Genomic DNA, 26,334 nt, shown 5'->3' with positions numbered 1-26,334 from the left:
ACTCCGCCGACCGGTCGGACTCGGTGGGAAGTTTGTGAATCGTTCACCCAAAGTCTGGGCCGGCGTTCGAAGTTACTGGCAAGTTCGGCGCCATGGCCGAAACCCCCCACCTGGGCGTCCCCGAAGACCTCGCCCGCCGTATGAGCATGCCGGAGCAGCACGAGTATCTGCGCGCCAAACACGCGCGCCCCAAGCTCTCCCGGCGCGGCGCGCTGGCCGGCGGCCTTGCGGCGGGTGTGGCGGGCGGCGGCGGTCTGCTGCTCGGCCGTGCGTCCACCGCGAGCGCGGCCTCCCCCGAGCTCGCCACGGCCCCGGCGACCGCGGTGGTGAACGGCTCGCTGGTCGCGCCGTTCGGGCGCCATCTCGCCTTCGGCGCCGATCCGAAGACGCAGATGCGGATCTCCTGGCAGGTGCCGTTCGCGGTGAAGAAGCCGTACCTGCGCGTCGGTCCGAAGCCCTGGGATCTGAGCCGGAAGATCGAGGCCGAGGTGCGCGATCTGCACACGCCCTCGCTGTCGAAGAAGCTGCCGGCGGTCGACCAGTACTACCTGCACGCGGGGCTCGACGGGCTGAAGCCGGGGACGACGTACTACTACGGGGTCGGGCACGACGGCTTCGATCCGGCCTCGCCCGAGCGGATGGCCACGATCGGCTCGTTCCGTACGGCTCCGGCGACGCCCGAGAAGTTTGTCTTCACAGCCTTCGGGGACCAGGGCGTGAGCTATGACGCCCTCGCCAACGACCAGTTGATCCTCGGTCAGAACCCGTCCTTCCATCTGCACGCGGGCGATATCTGCTACGCGGACAGCAGCGGGCAGGGCAAGGAGTCGGACACCTACGACGCACGGGTGTGGGACCAGTTCCTGGCACAGACGGAGAGCGTGGCCTCGCGGGTGCCGTGGATGGTGACCACCGGCAACCACGACATGGAGGCCTGGTACTCGCCGAACGGCTACGGCGGCCAGTCGGCCCGCTGGTCGCTGCCGGGGAACGGTCCCGACGCGCGCAATGCGCCGGGCGTGTACTCCTTCACGTACGGCAACGTCGGCATCGTGGCGCTGGACGCCAATGACGTCTCGTACGAGATCCCGGCCAACAAGGGCTACACGGACGGGAAGCAGACCGCCTGGCTCGACAAGCGGCTGGGCGAGCTGCGCAAGCAGCGCGGAATCGACTTCGTGGTGGTCTTCTTCCACCACTGCATGTACTCGACGGCCACCCATGCCTCGGACGGCGGAGTGCGGGACGCCTGGCTGCCGCTCTTCACCAAGCACCAGGTCGACCTGGTGATCAACGGGCACAACCATGTGTACGAGCGCACGGACGCGATCAAGGGCGGCGAGGTCGGCAGGCCGGTGCCCATCGGGGCGTCCACCGACCCGACGCGGGACGGCATCGTGTACGTCACGGCCGGCGGCGCGGGCAAGGATCTCTACAGCTTCGGGCCCGGTGTCGAGGACAGCTACGAAGGCAATGTCCATGACCACGACACCATCGTGACGTTCCACTGGACCAAGCTGCGACTGCCCGACCCCGACGCCGTGCAGTGGTCGCGCGTGCGCTACACCGGCTTCTCCTTCCTCGCGGTGGAGGCGGAGTCCGGTACGGCCCCGAAGTTGAAGGTCTCCGCGCTCGCCGAGAGCGGCAAGCGCATCGACTACTTCGAGGTCAAGCGCGGGCAGTGAAGCGGGCGGCGAGGATGACGGGTCAGTGACCCGTGGAACCGCCGTTGTCCCTGCGGTCGAGGGCTCGCTGCAGGGCGGCGGCGGCATTCTTGCGGTCGGACTCGCTCGTGCGGGACGAGTGGCGGACGCGGCGGGCGGTCTCAGCGGGCATGATGATCGACTCCTTCAGATCAGAAAGCCACACGGCAATGCCGGTGATGTATCTGTGAGGCGCCGGAAGGGGCGGTGAGCGGTGCCACAGGGGTTGCCTGCTGGGGGCACTGGCTCAGGGCCGCCATTCGCTGGATCGAGCGAGACGTTCGGCTTCTACAAAGCTAGGACAGGTACACGCTTCTGTCTCCACAATTACTCGGACTTCCTACTATCTGAGACGGCGATCACCGGACGATCACCGCGCGCTGACCGGGAGAGGGCTCTGAGCTCCCGGATCAGAGCCCTGACCGCGACCGTGCGGGCCAGTTGGCGGTCAGACCTCGCAGTTGATCTCGAGGTCGGCACCCGCTTCGCCGTCGCAGTCGTCCGTATTGGCATTGCCGTTGAGGAAATCTGTGCTGGGACCGCCCCTGAGGACGTCGTCGCCGGTTCCGCCGTCGATCGCGTCGGCCCCGCCCGCGGCGCCGACGGTCTGGCCGTTCTGGCCGACGTTGTCACCGAACAAGACGTCGTTCCCACCGCGCCCGAAGATCAGGTCGTGCCCGGCGGTGGCTCCGGTGGCATCCCCCGGGGCACTGTCGCCGACGATGAAGAACTCGCCCGCGCTGCCACCCACGATCCGGTCGTTGCCGGAGCCGATCGCCGTGCCCCCGGAGGCGTTGTGGTCGCCGACGGCGACCGTTCCACCATCCGCGCCCAGGTCGATGACGTCGTCACCGCCGCTCCCGCTCGCGTTGCCAATGATGGCCGTGTTGTCGCCCGTCGCATCGCCGAGTTCCCCACGGCCTTCCAGCAGCACGTCGTCGCCGGCTCCCGAGGCCTCGTAGAAGCCGACCGCGTCTCCGTAGAGACCGTCGTTTCCGTCGCCGCCTTCGAGCCGGTCCCTCGCGCCGCCGGAGGCGTAGTCGCCTCTGTTGTCGCCGATCAAGGTGTCGTCCCCGAGGCCGCCGTACAGAGCGTCACTCGCCTCCCCGTCGGCCCTGCCTTGGATGGCGTAGTGATCGCCCACCAGGCTGTCGTCGCCGACGCCGCCGATGAGACGGTCCGCTCCCGTGGCTCCGGTCGCGTCTCCGGTGCCGCTGTAACCGTCGCCGATCACCCCGTCGTCGCCGTCGCCGCCGTTGACCGAGTCGTTGCCCGGTCCGCCGATCAGACGGTCGTCGCCACCGAGACCACAGATCAGGTCGTTGCCGCCCAGACCGTCGACGACGTCATCGCCCGGAGTGCCGATGATCACGTCGGGCCCCGGCGTCCCGGTCGTGGCCGTGGCCGGGGCGCCGAAACAGAGCGGCGCCCGCGCACCGGCTTCGCCCGCTCCCAGGCCGACGAGGGCGGCTGCCGCGAGGACGTCGACGCAGCAGATCAGGAGGGCCCGGTGGCCAGGTCCCTGTCGAAGGTGCTTGTGCTGCATGGCTGCTCCCTGGGTCTGGTCGTGAGCACTGGCGCATGATCACTTCCAGCCCCGGGCGCCCGAACAGCGCCGCCGCGCGCGATTTCATCCGTTCAGTCACGGCTTCCGTATCAGTCACGGCGGCTCGGCCACCCGGCGTACGCCTGCACCCTTCGGCCGCTCGTGGGCCTCGGTCCCGGGCTAGAGGACGTCGCCGTCGCGCCAGTCGAAGATGAGCTTGCGGCCGGGGGCGGGGAGGGGGCGGCTCGCCGCCGGGCGGACGTAGGTACTGTCCTCCTCGTCCGGCAGCGGGATGACCCGGCCCAGCCCCTGCGCGGCGATCGGCCCCTCCCAGAGCCGCCAGCCGCGTGCCCGGTACAGCTCGGCGCCGTCGTCGGAGGCGGAGAGGGCCCCGAACTCGTACGCCCCGTCGATCACCCGCTCCAGCGTCTCCATCACCAGGCCGCCGAGTCCGCGCCGCCGCCGGTCGGCGCGGACCGCCACCGCCTCGATGTATCCGATACGCAGTGAGCGGTGGTCGTGGATCACCCGGCGCTGGATCACGCTGCCGTGCGCGACGAGCTCCCCGTCCTCATGCACCAGCGCATGGATGCCGCCGAGGCTGTGATCCCAGTCGTCGTCGCTGAAGCCGCCGTGGAACGCATCCGTCAACAGGGTGCGGACTTCGAGGAGTTCGGCGGGGCCGAGTTCGAAGGTGTGGGCGGTGCGCAGTGACTCACTCATGCTCCGCATCCTCCCAGGCCGCCGCAACCACTCGCGCAACCGATGGGTTGCACGATTCGGCTATGACGTGCAACCATTGGGTAGCACGTCATAGCCGAACAGGAGGCAGGGATCATGAGTAAGGACCGCATCGAACGAGAGATCACCATCGCCGCACCGGTGGAGCGCGTGTGGGCCGTGCTCACTGAGCCGGAGCACGTCGGCTCCTGGTTCGGACAGGGCAAGCCGACGCCGGTCGACCTGCGCCCGGGCGGGACCATGTACCTGGATCACGGCCAGTACGGCCAGTTCCCCACCACGATCGTGAAGGTCGACCCGCCGCACCACTTCTCGTACCGCTGGGCGAGCGCCTTCCCCGGGGAGCAGGCGGTCGAGGGCAATTCCACCCTGGTGGAGTTCACCCTCACCCCGGACGGCACCGGCACGCACCTGCGCGTGGTGGAGACCGGCTTCGACGCACTCGCCATCCCCGAGGACAGGATCGACACCGCTGGGTACGACAGCCACTCGGCGGGCTGGACCGAGGTGGTCGTCAACATGCAGAAGTATGCGGAGCAGCTCGCGGAATGACGGCGGACGCAGACCAGGAGGCCGTGGCGGAGGTCCTGTCCGCACTGGCGGACCCGACCCGGCGCCGGATACTCGACGCCCTCGCCGCGCACGGGGAGGCGACCGCCACGGTCCTGGCGACAGAGCTGCCGGTCAGCCGGCAGGCGATCGTGAAGCACCTCGCGGTCCTCGACCGGGCCGGCCTCGTCGCCGGCCGCCGGGAGGGGCGGGAGACGCGGTACACGGTCCTGCCAGCGCGGCTGGGCATCACAGCCCGATGGATGGACCGGGTCGCCGACGAGTGGGACACCCGCCTTTCGGCCATCAAGCGCCTGGCCGAGGCCGCCCCGGACGCAGAGAAGGCCGACCCGGACACGGAACCGGAGGTGGAAGCAGGCTCCGCGGCCGACACCTAGTCGGGGAGGCGACACCTAGTCGGGGAAGCGACGCCTAGTCAGGGAGGCCGATGCCCGGCATCCGGGCGCCCTTCGGGTCGCCCCCCCGGCGCGGGGCCGCCGCCTTACGCCGACACCTTCCGGGTCAGGTCCTGCGCAAGCCGCTCGACCCACTCACTGAACTCCTGCCGGTGATGCACGAGTCCCCCGCACAAGACGCTGACCTGCGCATCGGTGAGCCGGTTCGGCCCATCCATCGTCAGTAGCGCGCTCAACTCCCGCATCACGGAAGCCACCCGCACGGCGTCGGTGTGCTCAATCCAGTCGATCCCGTGCCCGGGGCCGAGAGTCGTGGAACCAGGCATCACACTCTCCTTCCAGCACCCCCTCATTGCAGCCTAAACCCGTCGAACGTGGACCGCCCCCGGCCGGCGTGGGGGCCGGGCGGGGGCGGGGTCACGAGGGGGCTTCGGCCCGGTGGGGCGTCGGCCGGGGTGGGCGGAGGTCAGCCCATGTGCGGGTACGGGTAGTCCGTCGGCGGGACCAGCGTCTCCTTGATCGCGCGGGTCAGCGTCCAGCGCATCAGGTTCTGCGGGGCGCCCGCCTTGTCGTTGGTGCCGGACGCGCGGCCGCCGCCGAAGGGCTGCTGGCCGACGACGGCGCCGGTCGACTTGTCGTTGATGTAGAAGTTGCCCGCGGCGTACCGCAGCTTCTCCATCGTGTGCGCTGCCGCCGCACGGTCGTTGGCGATGACCGCGCCGGTCAGGGCGTAGGCCGACACCGACTCCATCTGCTCGAGCATGGCGTCGTACTGGTCGTCCTCGTAGACGTGGACCGCCAGGAACGGGCCGAAGTACTCGGTCGTGAAGACCTCGTTGCTCGGGTCCGCGCATTCGACGACGGTCGGGCGGACGAAGTAGCCGACCGAGTCGTCGTACGTGCCACCGGCGACGATCGTGCAGGTCGGGTCGGCGGCAGCGCGGTCGATCGCGGCCTTGTTCTTCGCGAAGGCACGCTCGTCGATCACGGCACCGATGAAGTTCGTCAGATCCGTGACGTCACCCATCTTGATGCCGTCGACCTCGGCCGCGAACTCCTCCTTGAAGCCGGAGTTCCAGATCGACGCGGGGATGTACGCACGCGAGGACGCCGAGCACTTCTGGCCCTGGAACTCGAAGGAGCCGCGGGTCAGAGCGGTCTTCAGCGCCGCGCGGTCGGCGCTCGGGTGCGCGACGACGAAGTCCTTGCCGCCCGTCTCGCCGACGATGCGCGGGTAGGAGCGGTACTTCTCGATGTTGTTGCCGACCGTCTTCCACAGGTGCTGGAAGGTCTTGGTCGAGCCGGTGAAGTGGATACCGGCCAGCTCGGGGTGGTTCAGCGCCACCTCGGAGACGGCGATACCGTCGCCCGTCACCAGGTTGATGACGCCCTTCGGCAGACCGGCCTCCTCCAGGAGCTGCATCAGCAGCACGGCGGCGTGGGTCTGGGTCGGGGACGGCTTCCAGACGACGACGTTGCCCATGAGGGCGGGGGCGGTCGGCAGGTTGCCCGCGATCGCGGTGAAGTTGAAGGGCGTGATCGCGTAGACGAAGCCCTCGAGCGGACGGTGGTCCAGACGGTTCCACACACCCGGCGAGTTGGCCGGCGGCTGCTCGGCGAGCAGGTCACGGGCGTACTTGACGTTGAAGCGCCAGAAGTCGACGAGCTCGCAGGGGGTGTCGATCTCGGCCTGCTGGGCGGTCTTCGACTGGCCCAGCATGGTGGAGGCGGCGAGCGTCTCGCGCCACGGACCGGCCAGCAGCTCGGCCGCGCGCAGGATGATCGCGGCGCGGTCGTCGAAGGACATCGCACGCCACGCGGGCGCGGCGGCGAGCGCGGCGTCGACCGCGTCCTGCGCGTCCTGCTGCGTGGCAGCGGCGAACGTACCGATGACGGCCTTGTGGTTGTGCGGCTGTACGACGTCGACGCGCTCGCCGCCGCCCATCCGCCGGACGCCGCCGATCGTCATCGGCAGCTCGATCGGGTTCTCGGACAGCTCCTTGAGCTTCGCCTCGAGGCGGGCGCGCTCGGGGCTGCCGGGCGCGTAGGAGTGAACCGGCTCGTTGACCGGCGCGGGGACCTGGGTGACAGCGTCCATGGGTGCCGAATCTCCTTAATCAGTAGGTCAGTTGGGGGGTTCAGCCGCGGCTGACCAGCGAACGCAGGAAGAACGCCAGGTTGGCGGGGCGCTCCGCGAGGCGGCGCATGAAGTATCCGTACCAGTCCGTGCCGTACGCGATGTAGACACGCATCCGGTGGCCCTCGGCGGCGAGCCGCTGCTGCTCGGCCTCGCGGATGCCGTACAGCATCTGGAACTCGTACTCGTCGAGCTTGCGGCCCGCCCGGCGGGCGAGCTCCTGGCTGATGGAGATGATGCGCGGGTCGTGCGACCCGATCATCGGGTAGCCCTCACCCTCCATCAGGATCTTCAGGCAGCGGATGTAGGCCTTGTCGACCTCGGCCTTGTCCTGGTACGCGACGGTCGCGGGCTCCTTGTAGGCGCCCTTGACCAGACGTACGCGTGAGCCTGCCGCGGCCAGCGCGCGGCAGTCGTCCTCGGTGCGGAAGAGGTACGACTGGACGACGGCGCCGGTCTGCGGGAAGCGCTCACGCAGTTCGGAGTGGATCGCGAGCGTCGAGTCGATGGTGGTGTGGTCCTCCATGTCGAGGGTGACCGTGGTGCCGATCCCGGCGGCGGCCTCGACGACCGAGGTGATGTTCTTCAGCGCGAGGTCGTGCCCGCCGGGCAGGGCCTGGCCGAAGGAGGAGAGCTTCACCGACATCTCGGCGCGGACCCCGAGATCCAGCGGCTCAAGGGCCTCGATGAGCTCCAGGTAGGCGTCGCGGGCGCGCAGCGCCTCCGCCGGGTCGGTGATGTCCTCACCGAGGACGTCGAGCGTGACCTCGAGACCGCGGTCGGCCGTGTCCCGGACGACGGGGATCGTCTCCTGGACCGTCTCGCCGGCGATGAAACGGTTCACCACGGGCTTGGTGACCGGGGCGGCCGAGACGATACGGCGCATCTTGTCGCTGCGCGACGCGGCGAGGATCACGGGACCCAGCACAGGGACCTCCACGGAGAGAAGGACAGAGCCGAAAGCGGAGGCGAAGCGGAACAGAAGACAACGCATCCGGAACAGCACGAAGAACCACCGTGAAACCTAAGGATCGCTCCGATCCTCTGCCATCGACAGCTGTCACGCATCCGTGGTCCGGATCTCAGACATATGTCTGAAGGGGTGCGAGAATGTCGGAGTGAAGGGCGATTACCAAGAGCTGGTCGACGAGATCTCGACGCTGCTGGCCGAGCCGGCGACGCTGGAGAACCGGGACTTCGGCCTGATCGCCTTCGGAGCGCACGACAGCGACGACGACACCGCGATGGACCCCGTCAGGACGCGCTCGATCCTGACCCGGAAGTCCACACCGGCGGTCCGCGCCTGGTTCGAGGGCTTCGGCATCGCACGTGCGACGGGCCCGGTCCGGATCCCGGCGGCCCCGGAGGCGGGGGTCTTCCGCGACCGGATCTGCCTTCCGGTACGCCACGGGGGCATCGTCCTCGGATACGTATGGCTGCTCGACGCGGCCCCTGGGCCCACGCGGGCCCAGCTCGCCGCGGCGATGGAGGTCACGGCCAGGATCGGCACACTGCTCGCCGACGAGGAACGGGCGGGCACGGATCTGTCCCGTGAGTTCCGCGCCGTCCTGACGGCGGAGAGCGGCTGGCAGTACGACATGGCGGTGGCGGCGCTCCGCACGGCGTTGGGCGGCACGAGCGCGGACCGCCTGCACGCGGTGGTGTGCGTGACGCCATGGACCGCGGCCGATGCCCCGTCGTCGCGCTCGCTGCCGGGTGTGGCGGCGCTGTGCACGGTGCCGTGGGACACGGGACTCGGCGACGGCGGCAGGTCCGGGCAGCTCGGGACCGGGGCACTCGATACGGCCCCGGACGTGGCCGGAGATCCCGGCAGCGGCGCGACCACCGGCGCTTCGACCCGGCGCGCCGCGACCCGCACGTCTCGCGGCAGAGCCGATGCCTCTCTGTCCGGCGCCCCGCACCCGCACGACGACTCCGCCCCCGACGGCCATGCGCTCGCCGTCCTCGTACGGCTCCGCTCCGCCGACACCCTCTCGCCCGCCCTCGCCGCGGCCGACCGGCTCCGCGCCGCCGCGGGCGGGGACGCGGCGACCGCCGGGATCGCCACGCCGCGGCACGGCCTCGCCGGGCTCAACACCGCCTGGCTGGAGGCGGCTTCCGCGTCCCGCGCTGCCCGGGCCGAGCCCCGGCTCGGCCCGGTCGCCGAGTGGCCGGCCATCGGCCCGTACCGCATGCTGACCGCGCTCCCCGCGGACGCCGCCCACGACCCCGCCGTACGCGAGCTGCTCGACCGCTCCCACACCGAACTGGCCCGCACCGCCGAGGTGTTCCTCGACTGCGCGGGCCAGGCGGGACGCACCGCGGGGGCGCTCGGCATCCACCGCCAGACGCTCTACTACCGACTCTCGCGCGTCGAGCAGCTCACCGGCCTGGACCTGAACGACGGCGAGGACCGACTGCTGCTGCACATGGCCCTGAAGGCGGCACGGCTCTAGACCCGCAAGGCCCGGGTCGTCGACCCGGGCCCGAGGGGATCCTGCGCACAAACGGATCCGGCGGACTACTTCGCGGCGGGCGGCTGCGGGGGCAGTTCGAAGCGCAGCAGTGCCCCGGCCTGGTGCGTGCGCAGTTCCGTCTCCGCCACGATGTGCCGGACCTCGCCGCCGTCGTCGATGACGGTCTCGGTCAGTTCGTCGATGATGTCGGGGACCTCGCGCAGCGGCTCCCCACAGAGCGGGCAGGTCTCTCCCGAGCGCGCAAGCAGCCCGTCCCGGTCGCGGACGACGCCAGGGACGACCGCCTCCTCGTCCGCCGCCAGCGTTTTGATCGCGGCCAGCGACGCCGCCCACAGCGTCTCGTCGAGCCCGCCCGGGGTCAGCCGCCGCTCACCGTACGGCGACAGGCGGACCCCGCAGCGGCTCTCAGCCCTTCTTCTCCAGGATCGCCCGCAGCCCGTCGGTCAGGTCCTTCGCCGACGGAGCCGTCTCCGGGTCGACCATCCACTGGATCATCACGCCCGCCACCAGCGCCTGGTAGAAGAGCCCCGCCACCCGGGCCTTCTCCGGGTCCGCCTCCTGGTCCATGCCGGCGAAGGCCTCGGCCATCCCCATCCGGCCCTCCGACTGCGGTTCCCTGATGGCCTCGCGCAGCTTCTCGTCGTCGTCGAGCCGCGATACGACCTCCAGTTGGAGCTTCCAGACCTGGCGGCTGGCATCGAACGCGGCGATGACCTGCTCCCAGGTCTTCTCGAAACGCTCGAGGGGATCCGCCGCCATATCGGGGGCCTCCCTGTTGGCCGGGCCGACCGCGTCGCCCCACTCCTCGGTCACCGCCAGGAAGGCCTGGTTGAGCAGCGCCTCCTTGGAGCCGTAGTGGTAGCCGATGGAGGCCAGGTTGGTGCCGGAGGCCGCGACGATGTCGCGCGCGGTCGTCCGGGCGTAGCCCTTCTCCAGCAGGCAGCGCTTGGCGCCTTCGAGCAGATCCTCACGATGTCCCATGTCAGCAGCGTACCGCGCGTCCATACAACTGTCCTATACCTATGTTTTACACAGATGTACTAGACACTCGCTGACGGCAGCACGGCGGCGCGCCCTCCGCCCGGACTGCGAGGCCTTCGCCCGCGGTTGGCGCTTCAACTGGTCACGGCGAGCTGAACGTACACACAAAGGGGCCCGGCCCACCGCGATCACGCGGTGGGCCGGGCCCTTTGACGTACTCCGCCCGAGGTACTCAGTCGGTCTCCGTCACTCTCAGTCGGTGAGGTTCACCGTACGGGCCGACGCCGCGCCGATCGCGTCCGCGATCTCCGTCAGCACCGACTGCGGCACCGTGTCGTCCACGGTCAGCACGACGAGCGCCTCGCCGCCCTCCTCCGCACGCGAGACCTGCATGCCCGCGATGTTCAGTCCGGCCTCGCCGAGGATCCGGCCGACCGTGCCGACGACACCGGGACGGTCGTCGTACCGCAGGACGACCATGTGGTCGGCGAGCGCCAGGTCGATGTCGTGGTCGCCGATCGCGACGATCTTCTGGAGGTGCTTGGGGCCGGCCAGCGTGCCGGAGACCGCGACCTCCTCACCGCCCGAGAGCGTGCCGCGGACGGTGACGACATTGCGGTGGTCCGGCGACTCCGAGCTCGTCGTGAGCCGGACCTCGACACCGCGCTCCTGCGCGAACAGCGGGGCGTTGACATACGACACGGTCTCGTCGACGACATCCTCGAACACGCCCTTGAGTGCGGACAGTTCGAGCACCTTCACATCGTGCTGGGTGATCTCGCCGTACACCTCGACGTCGAGGCGGACCGCGACCTCGCCCGCCAGCGCGGTGAAGATCCGGCCGAGCTTCTCGGCGAGCGGCAGACCCGGACGTACGTCCTCGGCGATGACTCCGCCCTGGACGTTGACCGCGTCGGGCACCAGCTCACCGGCGAGCGCGAGACGCACGGAACGCGCGACCGAGATGCCCGCCTTCTCCTGTGCCTCGTCCGTCGACGCGCCGAGGTGCGGGGTGCAGACGACCTGGTCGAACTCGAAGAGCGGGGAGTCCGTGCAGGGCTCCTTCGTGTACACGTCCAGGCCCGCGCCGGCGACCCGGCCCTCCTTGAGCGCGGAGGCCAGCGCCTCCTCGTCGACGATCCCGCCGCGCGCGGCGTTGACGATACGGACGTGCGGCTGGACCTTGTGCAGCGCCTCGTCGCCGATCAGCCCCAGCGTCTCCGGGGTCTTCGGCAGATGCACGGTGATGAAGTCCGAGACCTCGAGCAGCTCGTCGAGCGAGAGCAGCTTGACGCCCATCTGCGCGGCGCGCGCCGGCTGCACATAGGGGTCGTAGGCGACGATCTTCATACCGAAGGCCGACATCCGCTGCGCGACGAGGACGCCGATACGGCCGAGACCGACCACGCCGAGGATCTTCTCGCTCAGCTCCACGCCGGTGTACTTGGAGCGCTTCCACTCGCCGTTCTTCAGGGCGGTGTTGGCCTGCGGGATATTGCGCGCGGTGGCGACCAGCAGACCGCAGGCGAGCTCGGCGGCGGTGACGATGTTGGACGTCGGGGCGTTGACGACCATCACGCCGGCCTTGGTGGCTGCGGAGACATCGACATTGTCGAGGCCGACACCGGCGCGGGCGACGACCCGCAGCTTCTTTGCGACGGCGATGGCTTCCGCGTCGACCTTGGTGGCGCTGCGGACCAGGATCGCGTCGACATCGGCGATGGCCGGAAGCAGTTCGGCACGGTCGGCGCCGTTGCAGTGCCGGATCTCGAAGTCCGGGCCCAGCGCGTCGACGGTGGCGGGCGACAGCTCTTCAGCGATGAGTACGACAGGTTTCGAGCTCACGTGAGTCCTCACTAGTCCATTGCGGACGGCCGTCCCGACGGCCGCAGGCGGTGGAGGGGGCTAGCCGCGTGGAAGACGCACGACACTGTGGGCCTGACGCGTATGTGTTGAGAAGTGTAGTGGTGCCACAAGGTGAGTCTTACGCCTTGACGGCAGGATCACCCGTCCGTGGCTGGACAGAGTGGAGAAGCGCTGGAGCACGGCCGGACAGAGTGGCAGGGGCCCGGACGAGTGGCCGGGGGCCGGGACTCGCTCGTCCCGGCCCCCGGCCCCAAGGCTTACGCCTCCTCGTTGTCCACCCAGCTCATGAGCTTGCGCAGCTCCTTGCCGGTGGTCTCGAGCAGGTGGTTCTCGTCCTGCGTCTTGTACTCGTTGTACTTCTTCAGACCGCCGTGGTACTCGTCCATCCAGTTCTTGGCGAACGTGCCGTCCTGGATCTCGGCGAGGACCTTCTTCATCTCGGCCTTGGTCTGGTCGGTGATGATGCGGGGGCCGGTGACGTAGTCGCCCCACTCGGCGGTCTCGGAGACCGACCAGCGCATCTTCTCCAGGCCACCCTCGTACATGAGGTCCACGATCAGCTTCAGCTCGTGGAGGCACTCGAAGTACGCGATCTCCGGCTGGTAGCCGGCCTCGACCAGCGTCTCGAAGCCCGCCTTGACCAGCGCGGACGTGCCACCACAGAGGACGGCCTGCTCGCCGAAGAGGTCGGTCTCGGTCTCCTCGGTGAAGGTCGTCTTGATGACGCCGGCGCGGGTGCCGCCGATGGCCTTGGCGTACGAGAGCGCCAGCGCGAAGGCACTGCCGGTCGCGTCCTGCTCGACGGCGGCGATCGCCGGGACGCCGCGGCCCTCCTCGTACTGGCGACGGACCAGGTGGCCGGGGCCCTTCGGGGCGACCAGGGCCACGTCGACACCGGCCGGCGCCTTGATGAAGCCGAAGCGGACGTTGAAGCCATGGGCAAAGAACAGCGCGTCGCCGTCCTTCAGGTTGCCCTTGATGGACTCCTCGTAGACCTGGGCCTGGATCGGGTCCGGGATGAGGATCATGATGACGTCGGCCTCGGCCGCGGCCTCGGCGGGGGTCACCACGCGCAGGCCCTGCTCCTCGGCCTTGGTCTTGGACTTGGAGCCCTCGTGCAGACCGACCCGGACGTCGACACCCGAGTCACGGAGCGACAGCGCGTGGGCGTGACCCTGGCTGCCGTAGCCGATGACCGCGACCTTGCGGTTCTGGATGATGGACAGGTCGGCGTCGTCGTCGTAGAACAGCTCGGCCACTGGGATATCTCCTTGGTGTGCACGTCTTGGAATGACGCTGTTTGCGTCCCACCGTACGGCGGGATGGGGTGCGGAAGTCTTCAAGTCTCGCCATGCGAGCACGGCCCTGGCAGGTTCCGGTCAGGCGCTGCGGTCCAGGGCGCGCAGGGACCGGTCCGTGATGGACCGGGCGCCGCGCCCTATGGCGATCGTCCCGGACTGGACGAGCTCCTTGATGCCGAACTGCTCGAGCATCTTGAGCATCGCCTCGAGCTTGTCACTCGAACCGGTGGCCTCGATCGTGACCGCTTCGGGCGAGACGTCCACGGTCTTGGCGCGGAACAGCTGGACGATCTCGACGATCTGGGAGCGGGTCTCGTTGTCGGCGCGGACCTTCACCAGCACGAGCTCGCGCTGGATCGCGCCGCCCGGCTCGAGCTCGACGATCTTCAGAACGTTGACCAGCTTGTTGAGCTGCTTGGTCACCTGTTCCAGCGGCAGGTCCTCGACATTGACCACGATCGTGATGCGGGAGATGTCGGGGTGCTCGGTGACACCGACGGCGAGCGAGTCGATGTTGAAGCCACGGCGGGAGAACAGCGCGGCGATCCTGGCGAGGATGCCTGGGGTGTTCTCGACCAGGACGGAGAGCGTGTGCTTGGACATGTGTCGGTCTCTCTCGGTCTTCTCTCTCGGACTCTCGGCTCAGTCGTCTTCGTTGTCGCCGAAGTCGGGGCGGACGCCACGCGCGGCCATGACCTCGTCGTTGGAGGTGCCTGCGGCGACCATCGGCCAGACCTGGGCATCCTCGTGGACGATGAAGTCGATCACGACGGGGCGGTCGTTGACGGCGTTGGCCTCGGCGATGACCTTGTCGAGGTCGTCCGGGGACTCGCAGCGCAGTGCGTAGCAGCCCATCGCCTCGGACAGCTTCACGAAGTCGGGGACGCGGGTGCCGCCGCTGGACTTGCCCTCCACCGCGATGCCGTCCTCGGGCCCCGAGTGCAGCACGGTGTTGGAGTAGCGCTGGTTGTAGAAGAGGGTCTGCCACTGGCGGACCATCCCGAGCGCGCCGTTATTGATGATCGCGACCTTGATCGGGATGTTGTTCAGCGCGCAGGTGGTGAGCTCCTGATTGGTCATCTGGAAGCAGCCGTCGCCGTCGATCGCCCAGACCATCCGGTCCGGCTGACCGGCCTTGGCGCCCATCGCGGCCGGGACCGCGTACCCCATCGTCCCGGCACCGCCGGAGTTCAGCCAGGTGGCCGGCTGCTCGTAGTTGATGAAGTGGGCGGCCCACATCTGGTGCTGGCCGACGCCCGCCGCGAAGATGGTGTCGGGGTCGGCGAGCTCGCCGATGCGCTGGATGACCTGCTGCGGGGAGAGGCTGCCGTCGTTCGGCTGGTCGTAGCCGAGCGGGTAGGTCTCGCGCCAGCGGTTGAGGTCGTTCCACCATGCGGTGTAGTCGCCGGCGTGGCCCTCGCTGTGCTCGGCCTGGACGGCCTGGACCAGGTCGGCGATGACCTCGCGGGCGTCGCCGACGATCGGGACGTCCGCGGTGCGGTTCTTGCCGATCTCGGCCGGGTCGATATCGGCGTGGACGATCTTGGCGTACGGGGCGAAACTGTCCAGCTTGCCGGTGACGCGGTCGTCGAAGCGGGCTCCGAGGGCGACGATCAGGTCGGCCTTCTGCAGCGCGGTGACGGCGGTGACCGCACCGTGCATGCCCGGCATTCCCACATGCAGCGGGTGGCTGTCGGGGAACGCGCCCAGTGCCATCAGGGTGGTGGTGACGGGGGCGCCGGTGAGCTCTGCGAGGACCTTCAGCTCGGCGGTGGCGTGCGACTTCAGGACGCCGCCGCCGACGTACAGCACGGGGCGCCTGGCCTGGGTGATCAGCTTGGCGGCCTCGCGGATCTGCTTGGCGTGCGGCTTGGTCACCGGCCGGTAGCCGGGCAGGTCCTGCTGCGGCGGCCAGCTGAAGGTGGTCCGCGCCTGGAGGGCGTCCTTGGCGATGTCGACCAGGACCGGTCCGGGGCGTCCCGTCGAGGCGATGTGGAAGGCCTCGGCGATGGTCCGCGGGATGTCCTCGGCCTTGGTGACCAGGAAGTTGTGCTTGGTGATCGGCATGGTGATGCCGACGATGTCCGCCTCCTGGAAGGCATCGGTGCCGATCGCCTTGGAGGAGACCTGGCCGGTGATCGCGACCAGCGGGACGGAGTCCATATGGGCGTCGGCGATCGGGGTGACCAGGTTGGTGGCGCCGGGTCCCGAGGTGGCCATGCACACGCCGACCTTGCCGGTGGCCTGGGCGTAGCCGGTCGCGGCGTGGCCCGCGCCCTGCTCGTGGCGGACCAGGATGTGACGGACCTTGGTGGAGTCCATCATCGGGTCGTACGCGGGGAGGATGGCACCGCCGGGGATGCCGAACACCGTGTCGGCCCCCACTTCCTCGAGAGAACGGATGAGGGACTGCGCGCCCGTGACGTGCTCAACGGTGGCGGACGTCGGTCCGCCGCTACGGGCCCGCGGCTGCGGATGGTGGGCCCCGGTGGCCTGCTCGGTCATCGGCATTCTCTTCTCGAAGCTGAGGGTTTTTGCGAGGGTTTGAGATGTTCCAGTGCAACAAAAAACCCCTCGTGCCGTGAGGCAAGCGAGGGGAGCGCGTCGGGAGGGGTCCGCAGGGCCTTCATAGCTCTGCTCAGCCGACGCGCTTTCCAAGTACGAGAATTCGGGTGCGCATGGCAATGACCCTCCCCCCGGCGTGCTATCACTGTCAAGTGGGTGGGACGCGCGTCTCATTATTTGAGCCATTGCGGGCAGGGAACGCGCCACCCGTGAGGGCCGGCAGAGCGATCCCGCCGGGCACCGGGAACTCGTCGCGCACCAGCGCCCGGCGCAGCCGGTACTCGTCCAGCGGCCCGGAGAAAGCCATGCCCTGGCCGTGCGTACAGCCCATGGCGCGCAGTGCCAGCACCTGCTCCGGCACATCGACACCGTCGGCCACGGACTGCATCCCGAGGTCGCAGGCGATCCGCAGCAGTCCGGCGGTGATCTTGTGCAGCCGGGCGGACTCGACGACGCCCTCCACCAGACCCCTGTCCAGTTTCAGTACGTCCACGGGGAGGCGGCGCAGTGCGTTGATGGCGGCGTAACCGCTGCCGAAGCCGTCCAGCGCGATCCGTACGCCGAGTCTGCGCAGCGAGACGAGCCGCAGCTCCAGATCGTCGAAGGAGATCCGCGGATCGCTGTCGGCGAGCTCGATGACCAGCGCGCCCGAGGGCAGCCCGTGCCGGATGAGGAGGGCCTCGATGGAGCCGAGCGGCAGGGACTTGTCCAGCAGGCGGCGGGCCGACATACGGACCGATACGGGCACCCGGTGGCCGAGGTTGCCGCGCTCCGCGGCCTGTGCCACGGCCTCCTCGAGCAGCCAGCGGCCGAGCTCGGCGGTGCGGTCCGTGTCGTCGGCGACCCGCAGAAATTCGGCGGGGGTGAAGAGGATGCCCTGGGCGGAGCGCCAGCGGGCCTGCGCGGCGACGGCGTCGATCCGGCCGGTGGCGAGGCTCACCACGGGCTGGTGGAGCAGCGCGAATTCGCCTTCGTGCAGGGCGCTGCGGAGCCGGGCGTCCAGTTCCGTACGGCGCACCACTTCGGCCTGCATCTGTGGTGCGTACAACTCGACGCGGTCCTTGCCGGCGGCCTTGGCGCGGTACATGGCGAGGTCGGCGTTGCGCATCAGGTTGGTGGGGGTGATGGCGGGCTCGGCGAAGGCCACCCCGATGGAGGCGGCCACGCGTACGTCGTTGCCGTCGAGGAGGTACGGCTGGGAGAGGGTGAGCCGCAGCCGGTCGGCGATCTCACGGACCTGGAACTCGCGGGCCGACTGGTCGCGGGTGCCGTCGCCGACGATGAGGGCGGCGAACTCGTCGCCACCGAGGCGGGCCGCGGTGTCCCCGGCCCGTACCGAGTCCTGGAGGCGGCGGGCCGCCTGGATCAGCAGCTCGTCGCCGGCCTGGTGGCCGAGGCGGTCATTGACTCCCTTGAAGCCGTCGAGATCGATGAAGAGCACGGCCGTGCCCTGGTCACCGGCGCGGCGGCCGGTCAGTGCCTGGCGGACCCGCTCGGTGAACAGGGCGCGGTTGGGCAGGTCGGTGAGCGGGTCGTGCTCGGCGTTGTGCTGCAACTGTGCCTGGAGGCGGACCCGTTCGGTGACATCGCGGCTGTTGAAGATCAGGCCGCCCTGGTGGCGGTTGACCGTGGACTCCACATTGAGCCAGTCGCCGGTGCCCGACTTGAAGCGGCACTCGATCCGGGTGGTGGGCTCCTCGGCCGGCGCCGCGGCCAGAAACCGGCGCACCTCGAGGACCACACGGCCGAGATCTTCGGGGTGGATGAGCGATGCAAGCTCGGAGCCGATGAGATCTTCGGCCTCGCGGCCGTAGACGCCGGAGGCGGCGGGGCTGACATAGCGCAGTATCCCGGTCGGGGCGGCGATCATGATGACATCGCTCGAGCCCTGCACCAGCGAGCGGAAGTGGTTCTCCTTCTGCGCCAGTTCATGGGTGAGGGCGATGTTGTCGAGGAGCATGATGCCCTGCCGGACGACCAGGGCGAGCACGACGGTGCAGCCGGTGAGGACGACGACCCGGTCGACACGGCGGCCCTCGATGACGTTGTAGAGGATGCCGAGGGTGCAGACGGCGGCGGCGAGATACGGCGTGAGGGCGGCGAGCGAGCCCGCGACGGGGCGGCTCGGGTGGCGCGGCCCACGCTGGGGCCGCGCGGTCTCGACCGTGCGGCGCGCGCCCCAGGGGGCGTACGCGAGCAGCAGCGAACCGGAGAACCAGCCGGCGTCGAGGAGCTGGCCCGAGCGGTAGCTCTCCCGCAGCAGCGGTGAGGTGAACAGGGCGTCGCACAGGACGGTCAGCGCGAGGGCGGCGATGGCGGTGTTGATCGCGGAGCGGTTGGTGGCCGAGCGCCGGAAGTGCAGCGCGAGAACCATGCTGACCAGCACGATGTCCAGCAGCGGATAGGCGAGGGCGAGCGCGGCCGGGGCCACGCTCTCGCCCTGGACATGCGCGGTGTGCGCGAGCGCGAGGCTCCAGGAGAGAGTCAGCAGCGAGCCGCCGATCAGCCAGGCGTCCAGCGCGAGACAGACCCAGCCGGCCCTGGTGACCGGACGCTTGGCGAGGACGAGCAGGCCGACGATGGCGGGCGGCGCGAAGCAGAGGAAGAACAGATCGGCGATGCAGGGGCTCGGCACCTCGCGGCCCAGCACGACCTCGTACCACCCCCAGATCGCGTTGCCACCGGCGGCCATGGCGGAGGAGAGCGCGAACAGCAGCCACGCGGGCCTGAAACGGCTGTGCCTCGAGCGGGCGTAGAGGAAGCAGGAGACGGCTGCGATCAGGGCGGCGGCGCTCAGGCCGAAATCGCCCATGATCAGCGCCAGTTCGCGCGAGCCCCAGCCGAAGGCGGCACCGACGCCGTAGCCGGCACAGATGGCTGCCAGGACAAGCTTGGAGACCAGCCTCGTACTGTCTCCGCCGTCCGCGACCGACTGCCGGGCCATGAGCGCCCCCAGGGCGCTCACCGGGCCGCTCCGCGGGGCGTCGCCGTCCTGCGGGGCGTCGTACGGGGAGTCGTCGTCCTACGGGGCGCCGCGTCCGGCGTGACCGTCGTCGGATCGGGTCTGCGCTTCGCAGCGTGCGAGGGTGGTCGGCGGCGGCCCCGCCGCGTCGGATGGTTCGCCCAGTGGCCGTACATCGCCCGTCGCCCCCCTCGAAGTCTGATCGACAGTCAGGTCGCGTTACAGCACCGCCCCTTGCCCGGTGCAGTCCCCCGGTCGGGACGATACACCAGTCTCGTCACTCAGGGACATAGCCCCTCTACTCTCCGTGACGATCGGGAGAAGTATCGGCACGCGACGCATCCGAGTGACTTCATAGAGTGCACGCTGCGCGCGGGCGAGAGGTTCACTATCGGGTCGTGAACACCACGTTGTGCACCGGCTCCCCGGCGGCGAACCGGGTGAGTTGCGCGGCGAGCAGCCGCTTGGCGCGCGGCATGAACGCCGAGGTGGAGCCGCCCACATGGGGGCTGATGAGGACACCGGGGGCGTGCCAGAGCGGGTGGCCGGCGGGCAGCGGCTCCGGGTCGGTGACGTCGAGAGCTGCGGTGATGCGTCCGCTCTCGACCTCGGCGAGCAGCGCCTTGGTGTCGACCACCGGGCCGCGGGCGACGTTCACCAGCAGCGATCCGTCCTTCATCCGGGCCAGGAAACCGGCGTTCACCAGGCCTCGGGTCTGCTCGGTGAGCGGAGTGGAGAGGATCACGACGTCCGCCTCGGGGAGCAGGGTGGGCAGCTCGGTGAGTGCGCGCACTTCGCCGCGCTCCGTGGCGCGGGCAGAGCGCGCGACGCGCGCCACCCGCGCGCATTCGAAGGGTGCGAGCCGGTCCTCGATGGCGGCACCGATCGATCCGTACCCGACGATGAGCACCGACTTGTCGGCGAGCGCCGGATAGAAGCCGGATCGCCATTCCTCCTTGTCCTGGCCGCGTACGAATCCGGGAATGCCGCGCAGGGAGGCCAGGATCAGGGCGAGGGTGAGCTCGGCGGTGGAGGCCTCGTGGACGCCCTTGGCATTGCACAGGCGTACGCCGGCGGGCAGCGAGCCGAGTCCGGGCTCCACATGATCGATCCCGGCGGAGAGGGTCTGGACGACGCGTACGGACGTCATCGCGGCCAGCGGACGGACCGCGACCTCGGTGCCCTTCATGTACGGGACGGCGTAGAAGACACAGCCGGCGGGATCGGCGGGAAAGTACGGGCCACCGTCCCAATGAAGGTAGTTGAGGCCCGATTCCGAGGGAGCGGGCAGTCCTTCGATCTCGTCGGCCGGAATCGGGAGCCACACGTCTGCAGTCATGGTCAGGAGGCTATGCGAAGTGCCGCGGTCCGCATTGGTTAGTTTGGTCAGCGGCCAAGGGAGGGGTACGGGCAGTTGGAGCGCAGGACAATCGGTGCGGCGGCCCTCGTAGCGGGTGCGATCGGGCTCGGCTGTATGCCGATGAGCTGGGCATACAGCAGCTCTCAGCAGCGCGGGGACCGGTCGCTGCGTACGGTGCACGCCGCGCTCGACGCCGGCTCGAGCCTGCTGGACACGGCCGACATGTACGGGCCCTTCACCAATGAGCTGCTGCTCGGCAGGGTGCTGAAGGAGCGGCGCGCGGAGGCGTTCGTTTCGACGAAGGTCGGGCTGCTCGTCGGCGAACAGCATGTGGTCGCCAATGGACGGCCCGGGTATGTGAAGCGGGCCTGCGACGCCTCGCTGCGCCGGTTGCAGACCGATGTGATCGACCTCTATCAGCTGCACCGGGCGGATCCGGAAGTACCGGTCGAGGAGACCTGGGGCGCGATGGCTGAGCTGGTGAGCGCCGGGAAGGTGCGGGCGCTGGGGATGTGCGCGGTGGGGGCACGGGCTTCGCGCCGCTCCGGAGCGCATCTGCACGAGGGAACGATCCGGCAGCTGGAACGGGTGCAGCAGGTGTTCCCGGTGAGTGCCGTGCAGGCCGAGCTGTCGGTGTGGTCGCCGGAGGCGCTGGAGCGGCTGCTGCCGTGGTGCGAGGCGCGCGGGGTGGGGTTCCTGGCGGCGATGCCGCTGGGGAACGGGTTCCTGACGGGGACGCTGACGCCGGGGCAGGGCTTCGAGCCGGACGATGTGCGGGCGCGGCATCCGCGGTTCTCGGCGGAGATGATGGCGGCGAACCAGCCGGTGGTGGCGGGGCTGCGGCGGATCGCGGAGCGGCACGGTCCGGGGACGACTCCGGCGCAGGTGGCGCTGGCGTGGGTGCTGGGGCGGGGGCGAAGTGTGGTGGCGGTGCCGGGGGCGAAGCGCGCGGAGTGGGCGGTGGAGAACGCGGCCGCGGCGGAGCTGGAGCTGACGGCGTACGACCTGGCGGAGATCGCGGGGCTGCCGCCGGCGCGGGGTTCCTGGGAGTGAGTGCGCGCACCTGCGTTTCTCGGAAGATCTTGCCGCAATTCGTTCTCGGGACTTCTTCGCGGAATTTCTTCTCGGAAGATCGGGAACCTGAACGGCCGCTGCGGTGTAAGAACAGTAGTCAGGCAGCCGGCCAGACAGCTCGGACAGCTGTCGACCAGACAGCTCGAGCAGCCGTCGAAAGGATCAGAACTGTGCAACGTCCTGCTGTGACGGCCCTACTGGCCGCTGCCGTGCTTCTCCTCGCGGCCGGGTGCTCGTCCGGTGAGGACAAGACGCCCGCCGGCCGGACGGGGTCGACGTCCGCCACCGGGGCGCCCTCCGCCTCGAGCGGCTCGCCAAGTCCCAAGGGGCCGCCCGCGAAGGGCTCGGTGAAGGTGGTGTCCACGCTGACCGAGGGGCTGAAGTCGCCATGGGGTGTGGCCGCTCTGCCGGACGGCGATCTGCTGGTCGCGTCACGCGACGAGGGGACCATCAGCCGGGTCGACGTGGAGAGCGGCAAGAAGACCGTGATCGGCTCGGTGCCGGGGGTCGCGCCGGAAGGCGAGGGCGGTCTGATGGGCCTGGCTCTCTCGCCGTCGTTCGCCTCGGACCATCAGGTGTACGCGTACTTCACCACCGAGTCGGACAACCGCATCGCCCGCATGCTGTACGACGAGAAGAAGCCGGCCGGGCAGCAACTGGGCGCGCCGGACACGGTGTTGCGAGGCATCCCCAAGGGCGTCAGGCACAACGGCGGGCGGATCGCTTTCGGCCCGGACAAGATGCTCTACGCGGGCACGGGCGAGACGGGTGACACCGGGCTCGCACAGGACAAGAAGTCGCTGGGCGGCAAGATTCTGCGGATGACGCCGGACGGCCAGCCGGTGCACGGCAATCCGGAGGCCGACTCCGTCGTCTACTCCTACGGTCACCGCAATGTGCAGGGCCTTGCCTGGGACGCCGACAAGCGGCTGTGGGCGTCGGAGTTCGGTCAGGACACCTGGGACGAGCTGAATTTGATCGAGCCCGGCAAGAACTACGGCTGGCCCGACGCTGAGGGCAAGGCCGGCAAGCCCGGGTTCGTCGACCCGGTGGCCCAGTGGAAGACGGCGGACGCCTCGCCGAGCGGTATCGCCTACGCCGAAGGATCGATCTGGATGGCGTCGCTGAAGGGCGAGCGGCTCTGGCGGATTCCCTTGGCGGGCGCGGAACCCTCGGCCGCGCCCCAGTCGTTCCTCATAGGGAAGTACGGCCGCCTGCGCACGGTTCTGTCGGCGGGCGGCGACAAGGTCTGGCTCGTCACCAGCGAGACGGACACCCGGGGCACACCCGAGCCGGGGGACGACAAGATCCTCCAGTTGGAGGTGAAGTGAAGGGGTGAACAGCTGGTGTTCAACGTCTTCGAGGAGTTCTTCGCGCCGGGCCGCAAGCACACCGACGAGGAACAGAACCGGCTCGCACTGACCAGGACCGACGTGGGCGACAACGACCCGAGCCGCGGCCCGATAGACCTGGCATCGGGGAAGGTCACCGTCCGCGCGCCGGAGGAGCAGCCGCCGGGCGGCGCATGAGAGCGGCGGTCAGGCCGAGGTCTCCTTGGTCAGGCAGAGGTCTCCTGCCGCTCCTCCACCGGGGTCGGGAAGAGGCGCAGGCGGTGAGCCATCGCCGCCGCCTCACCGCGGCCCGAGACGCCGAGCTTGGCCAGGATGTTGGAGACGTGGACACTCGCCGTCTTCGGGGAGATGTACAGCTCCTCGGCGATCTGACGGTTGCTGCGGCCCGCCGCCACCAGGCGCAGTACGTCCTCTTCGCGACGCGTCAGTCCCAGCGCGGGTCCGGCCGCCGCGGCGTCCGAGGGCGCCGGATCGTCGGTCCGCTGGATGCGGGCACGCTGGGCGAGCAGCGCGATGTCCTCGGCCAGGGGGCGTGCGCCCAGCTGCCGGGCGGTGGCATGGGCCAGGCGCAGCATTTCGGCTGCCTGCGCCCGGTCCGACTGCAGCAGGGCCTCCGCCCAGCGGTGGCGGACCCTCGCCAGGTCGTACGGGCGGTCCAGCGGTTCGAAGGCCGCGCCGGCTTCTGCCCAGTCCAGCGCCGTGTCCTCGCCTTCGGCGCGCAGCAGTTCCGCACGGACCCACCGCTCGTGCGCCACCCACACCGGCACTGCGGTGACCAGGCCGCGGGCCGCCTTGCGGATCCGTTCCAGCACCTCGGCACGGCCCGGTTCCGCGGCCGACAGGCTGCGTGTATCGGCCTCCAGCGTGGCCGCGGCGCGCAGCAGCGGCCAGGCGTACCGCTGGGTGCCCGGCGGGAAGCCCGCCGTCGCCGCGCGCTCGAACTCCACCCGGGCGTCCAGCACCCGGCTCTGCGCGGCGGCGATGCTGAGCGCGACCGTGCCCAGGGGCAGGATGCACTGTGGCATCGGGTCATGAGGCCCGAAGTGGGCGCGTGCCGCCTCCAGTTGTTCGGTCGCGGTCGCCACATCGCCCCGGGCGAGTGCCAGGGCGGCGCAGCGGGCGGCGCCGTATCCGCGCGGCTTGGGGCTCAGCGCGATGCGCAGCGCCCGTTCCGCGGCCTCGGCCGCCTCGTCCCAGCGGCCGAGCGAGTCATACGACTCGGACAGGTTCCCGGAGATCCACGCCTCGGTGTCCAACAGGCCGAAGGTGCGGGAGAGTTCGATGCCCTCGGCGAGGATGTCCACCGCCTCGGCGGAGCGGCCGACGCCTTCCAGTACGGACGGAAGATTCACATGGGTGCGGCCCACGTGCGAGGGCAGGTCGAGGGCGACGGCCCGTTCCTTGACCGCGTACATCTCCGTGAGCCCGCCGTCGACGTTGCCCGCGTCGACCATGAGGCTGCCGAGCGTGAGACGGGCGCGCAGTTCGATGTCTTCCTCGCCGACCATCCGCGCGTACTCGACGGCGCGCTCGGCCGTCGCCAGGCTGCCGGGGCCCGGATCGTGCACCATGCCCCAGCTCGCCGCTTCCGCGAGCACCTCCGCGTGAACGGCGGACGGCGGCAGTCCGCGGACCAGTTGCTGCGCCGTCCCCAGTTCCGCCCAGCCGTCACCGCGGCCCAGGGACGACACCAGCCGGGAGCGCTGGACCGAGAACCAGGCGGTGCGGAGCGGGTCGTTCTCCGCCTCCGCCAGCCGCTGACCCCGCTTGGTGATCTTCAGCGCCCGTTCGCGCTCACCACAGAGCCGGCCCGCGACGGATGCCTCCGCCATCAGGTCGAGATAGCGCAGCGGTGTGGTGGCGGGATCGCAGCCGCACGGCGGATAGACCTCCGCGTAGTCGACGGGACGCAGCTCGGCCCGGACCTCGTCGGGCGCGCTGTCCCACAGCTCCATCGCCCGGCCCAGCAGCCGCAGTTGCTCGGAATAGGCGTGCCGCCGCCGCGCCTCGACCGAGGCGCTGAGCACGGCGGGCAGAGCCTTGGCCGCATCGTGCGCGTGGTACCAGTACGTGGCGAGCCGCATCGCGCGCTCGTCCTTCCGTACCAGGGACGGGTCGGCCTCCAGTGCCTCCGCAAAGTGACGGTTGAGCCGGGAACGCTCGCCCGGCAGCAGATCGTCGCTGACGGCCTCGCGGGCGAGCGAATGCCGGAAGCGGTAGCCGTCCCCGTCGGGCGTGGCCAGCAGGATGTTCGCGCCGACCGCGGCCCGCAGCGCCTCGATGAGGTCGTCCTCGCACAGCCGGGCGACGGCGAGCAGCAGCCCGTACTCGACCGTCGAACCGCCCTCGGCGACGATTCGTGCCGCCCGCTGTGCGTCCTCGGGCAGCGCCTCGATGCGTACGAGAAGGATGTCGCGCAGGGATTCCGGCAGGCCGGTGGGGCAGTCGTCGGCGATGCTGCAGGCGAGCTCCTCGACAAAGAAGGCGTTGCCGTCCGAGCGCTCGAAGACCCGGTCCACCATGGCCGGTTCGGGCTCGACGGCGAGGATCCCGGCCATCTGGTGGTGAACCTCGCCGCGGTTGAAGCGGGTCAGGTCGATGCGCTGGACGGTGCGCATCCGCTCGAGCTCGGCGAGGAAGGGCCGCAGCGGGTGGCGCCGGTGGACGTCGTCGGAGCGGTAGGTCGCGATCACGACGAGCCGCCCGCGGTGCAGTGTGCGGAAGAGATAGGCCAGGAGGTGCCGGGTGGAGGCGTCGGCCCAGTGCATGTCCTCGAGCACCAGGACGACGGTGCGGTCGGTGGCGATCCGCTCCAGCAACCGCGCCGTGAGTTCGAAGAGGCGGGCCATGCCCTCCTCGTCGTGCTGGCTGGGCTCTCTGCGGGTGCTCTCCCCCAGCTCCGGCAGCAGCCGCGCCAGCTCGTCCTCCTGACCCGCGGCGGCCGCGGACAGCTCCTTCGGCACCTGCCGGTGCAGGGCGCGCAGGGCGGTCGAGAAGGGCGCGAACGGAAGTCCGTCCGCGCCGATCTCGACACAGCCGCCGACCGCGACGACGGCCTCGCGGCGGCATGCCTCGGCAAGCAGTTCCTCGACGAGGCGGGTCTTGCCGACCCCGGCCTCACCACCGAGGAGCAACGCCTGCGGCTCGCCCGCGCCGGCGCGGGCGAGCGCATCGGTGAGCTTGGCCAGTTCGCCGGCGCGGCCGACGAACACCGGGCTGACGGACCTGGTCTCCACGTCGCCGAGCATCGCACAACCGTCCGACACCGTGGCACCCTTTTTGATCGGGACGACAGTCATCTCGC

Annotated in this window: 21 protein-coding genes; 7 read left to right on the top strand and 14 right to left on the bottom strand. The window is 69.9% G+C overall.

Annotation, left to right across the window (positions count from 1 at the left end; genetic code table 11):
• Nucleotides 1-92: 92 nt before the first annotated feature.
• Entirely contained in the window at nucleotides 93-1,685 is a 1,593-nt protein-coding gene (locus tag ACFYXH_RS19745; protein ID WP_389564344.1) for a purple acid phosphatase family protein, read from the top strand.
• 22 nt (nucleotides 1,686-1,707) lie between these two features.
• On the opposite strand, the gene ACFYXH_RS19740 is transcribed toward ACFYXH_RS19745, so the two are convergent.
• The 3 genes from ACFYXH_RS19740 to ACFYXH_RS19730 all read right to left on the bottom strand — a co-directional run bounded on the left by ACFYXH_RS19740 (nucleotide 1,708) and on the right by ACFYXH_RS19730 (nucleotide 3,972).
• Complete coding sequence (locus tag ACFYXH_RS19740) at nucleotides 1,708-1,836, bottom strand: hypothetical protein (protein WP_326652808.1); 129 nt, start codon at nucleotides 1,834-1,836, stop codon at nucleotides 1,708-1,710.
• Between the two features lie 315 nt (nucleotides 1,837-2,151).
• A complete protein-coding gene (locus ACFYXH_RS19735) occupies nucleotides 2,152-3,249 on the bottom strand; it encodes a calcium-binding protein (protein ID WP_389564341.1) in 1,098 nt (365 codons plus the stop codon).
• Between the two features lie 180 nt (nucleotides 3,250-3,429).
• Nucleotides 3,430-3,972, bottom strand: coding sequence for a GNAT family N-acetyltransferase (locus tag ACFYXH_RS19730; RefSeq protein WP_389564339.1), 543 nt, complete (start codon nucleotides 3,970-3,972; stop codon nucleotides 3,430-3,432).
• A gap of 114 nt (nucleotides 3,973-4,086) precedes the next feature.
• Here ACFYXH_RS19730 and ACFYXH_RS19725 point away from each other — a divergent pair, with 114 nt between their 5' ends.
• Nucleotides 4,087-4,542 carry an SRPBCC family protein gene (locus ACFYXH_RS19725; protein ID WP_389564336.1) on the top strand — a complete coding sequence of 152 codons (456 nt, stop codon included), beginning with the start codon at nucleotides 4,087-4,089 and terminating at the stop codon, nucleotides 4,540-4,542.
• Nucleotides 4,539-4,937 carry an ArsR/SmtB family transcription factor gene (locus ACFYXH_RS19720; protein WP_389564333.1) on the top strand — a complete coding sequence of 133 codons (399 nt, stop codon included), beginning with the start codon at nucleotides 4,539-4,541 and terminating at the stop codon, nucleotides 4,935-4,937. The genes ACFYXH_RS19725 and ACFYXH_RS19720 overlap by 4 nt, the downstream gene beginning before the upstream one ends.
• A gap of 104 nt (nucleotides 4,938-5,041) precedes the next feature.
• Here ACFYXH_RS19720 and ACFYXH_RS19715 read toward each other — a convergent pair whose 3' ends face one another.
• From ACFYXH_RS19715 to ACFYXH_RS19705, 3 genes are all read right to left on the bottom strand, one after another.
• Entirely contained in the window at nucleotides 5,042-5,281 is a 240-nt protein-coding gene (locus ACFYXH_RS19715) for a hypothetical protein (protein ID WP_362680469.1), read from the bottom strand.
• A 140-nt stretch (nucleotides 5,282-5,421) separates the two neighbouring features.
• On the bottom strand, nucleotides 5,422-7,053 hold the full coding sequence (gene pruA / locus ACFYXH_RS19710; protein WP_389564330.1) for an L-glutamate gamma-semialdehyde dehydrogenase: 1,632 nt from the start codon (nucleotides 7,051-7,053) through the stop codon (nucleotides 5,422-5,424).
• 40 nt (nucleotides 7,054-7,093) lie between these two features.
• The gene (locus ACFYXH_RS19705) at nucleotides 7,094-8,020 is read right to left on the bottom strand and encodes a proline dehydrogenase family protein (protein WP_389564758.1); all 927 of its coding nucleotides are present in this window, start codon (nucleotides 8,018-8,020) and stop codon (nucleotides 7,094-7,096) included.
• 190 nt (nucleotides 8,021-8,210) lie between these two features.
• Here ACFYXH_RS19705 and ACFYXH_RS19700 point away from each other — a divergent pair, with 190 nt between their 5' ends.
• A complete protein-coding gene (locus ACFYXH_RS19700) occupies nucleotides 8,211-9,548 on the top strand; it encodes a PucR family transcriptional regulator (RefSeq protein WP_389564327.1) in 1,338 nt (445 codons plus the stop codon).
• Nucleotides 9,549-9,974: 426 nt separating this feature from the next.
• Here the strand turns inward: ACFYXH_RS19700 and ACFYXH_RS19695 are convergent, their stop codons facing one another.
• The 7 genes from ACFYXH_RS19695 to ACFYXH_RS19665 form a co-directional block, all read right to left on the bottom strand.
• On the bottom strand, nucleotides 9,975-10,550 hold the full coding sequence (locus ACFYXH_RS19695; protein WP_389564325.1) for a TetR/AcrR family transcriptional regulator: 576 nt from the start codon (nucleotides 10,548-10,550) through the stop codon (nucleotides 9,975-9,977).
• Between the two features lie 252 nt (nucleotides 10,551-10,802).
• Nucleotides 10,803-12,395: a phosphoglycerate dehydrogenase gene (gene serA, locus ACFYXH_RS19690; protein ID WP_389564323.1), complete on the bottom strand. Its 1,593-nt coding sequence runs from the start codon at nucleotides 12,393-12,395 to the stop codon at nucleotides 10,803-10,805.
• A 278-nt stretch (nucleotides 12,396-12,673) separates the two neighbouring features.
• Nucleotides 12,674-13,675, bottom strand: a complete 1,002-nt coding sequence (gene ilvC / locus ACFYXH_RS19685; RefSeq protein ID WP_327326256.1) for a ketol-acid reductoisomerase — start codon at nucleotides 13,673-13,675, stop codon at nucleotides 12,674-12,676.
• A gap of 120 nt (nucleotides 13,676-13,795) precedes the next feature.
• Nucleotides 13,796-14,320 carry an acetolactate synthase small subunit gene (ilvN, locus tag ACFYXH_RS19680; RefSeq protein ID WP_005311534.1) on the bottom strand — a complete coding sequence of 175 codons (525 nt, stop codon included), beginning with the start codon at nucleotides 14,318-14,320 and terminating at the stop codon, nucleotides 13,796-13,798.
• A 39-nt stretch (nucleotides 14,321-14,359) separates the two neighbouring features.
• The gene (locus tag ACFYXH_RS19675) at nucleotides 14,360-16,228 is read right to left on the bottom strand and encodes an acetolactate synthase large subunit (protein WP_389564319.1); all 1,869 of its coding nucleotides are present in this window, start codon (nucleotides 16,226-16,228) and stop codon (nucleotides 14,360-14,362) included.
• A 202-nt stretch (nucleotides 16,229-16,430) separates the two neighbouring features.
• Nucleotides 16,431-19,247 (bottom strand): putative bifunctional diguanylate cyclase/phosphodiesterase, encoded by a 2,817-nt coding sequence (locus ACFYXH_RS19670; RefSeq protein WP_389564316.1) that lies wholly within the window; start codon nucleotides 19,245-19,247, stop codon nucleotides 16,431-16,433.
• A gap of 385 nt (nucleotides 19,248-19,632) precedes the next feature.
• Nucleotides 19,633-20,583 carry a 2-hydroxyacid dehydrogenase gene (locus ACFYXH_RS19665; RefSeq protein WP_389564314.1) on the bottom strand — a complete coding sequence of 317 codons (951 nt, stop codon included), beginning with the start codon at nucleotides 20,581-20,583 and terminating at the stop codon, nucleotides 19,633-19,635.
• A gap of 75 nt (nucleotides 20,584-20,658) precedes the next feature.
• Between ACFYXH_RS19665 and ACFYXH_RS19660 the strand changes: the two genes are divergently transcribed.
• The 3 genes from ACFYXH_RS19660 to ACFYXH_RS19650 all read left to right on the top strand — a co-directional run bounded on the left by ACFYXH_RS19660 (nucleotide 20,659) and on the right by ACFYXH_RS19650 (nucleotide 23,207).
• Entirely contained in the window at nucleotides 20,659-21,657 is a 999-nt protein-coding gene (locus tag ACFYXH_RS19660; protein WP_389564311.1) for an aldo/keto reductase, read from the top strand.
• A gap of 191 nt (nucleotides 21,658-21,848) precedes the next feature.
• A complete protein-coding gene (locus ACFYXH_RS19655) occupies nucleotides 21,849-23,009 on the top strand; it encodes a PQQ-dependent sugar dehydrogenase (RefSeq protein ID WP_389564309.1) in 1,161 nt (386 codons plus the stop codon).
• 15 nt (nucleotides 23,010-23,024) lie between these two features.
• A complete protein-coding gene (locus ACFYXH_RS19650) occupies nucleotides 23,025-23,207 on the top strand; it encodes a DUF6191 domain-containing protein (RefSeq protein WP_389564307.1) in 183 nt (60 codons plus the stop codon).
• Nucleotides 23,208-23,236: 29 nt separating this feature from the next.
• Here the strand turns inward: ACFYXH_RS19650 and ACFYXH_RS19645 are convergent, their stop codons facing one another.
• Nucleotides 23,237-26,329, bottom strand: a complete 3,093-nt coding sequence (locus ACFYXH_RS19645; protein WP_389564304.1) for an AAA family ATPase — start codon at nucleotides 26,327-26,329, stop codon at nucleotides 23,237-23,239.
• Nucleotides 26,330-26,334: the final 5 nt, after the last annotated feature.

The sequence above is a fragment of the Streptomyces sp. NPDC002730 genome (assembly GCF_042888805.1).
Classification (GTDB): domain Bacteria; phylum Actinomycetota; class Actinomycetes; order Streptomycetales; family Streptomycetaceae; genus Streptomyces.
The sequence above is the reverse complement of the archived record's forward strand: the minus strand, read 5'-3'. Positions and strand labels throughout refer to the sequence as shown.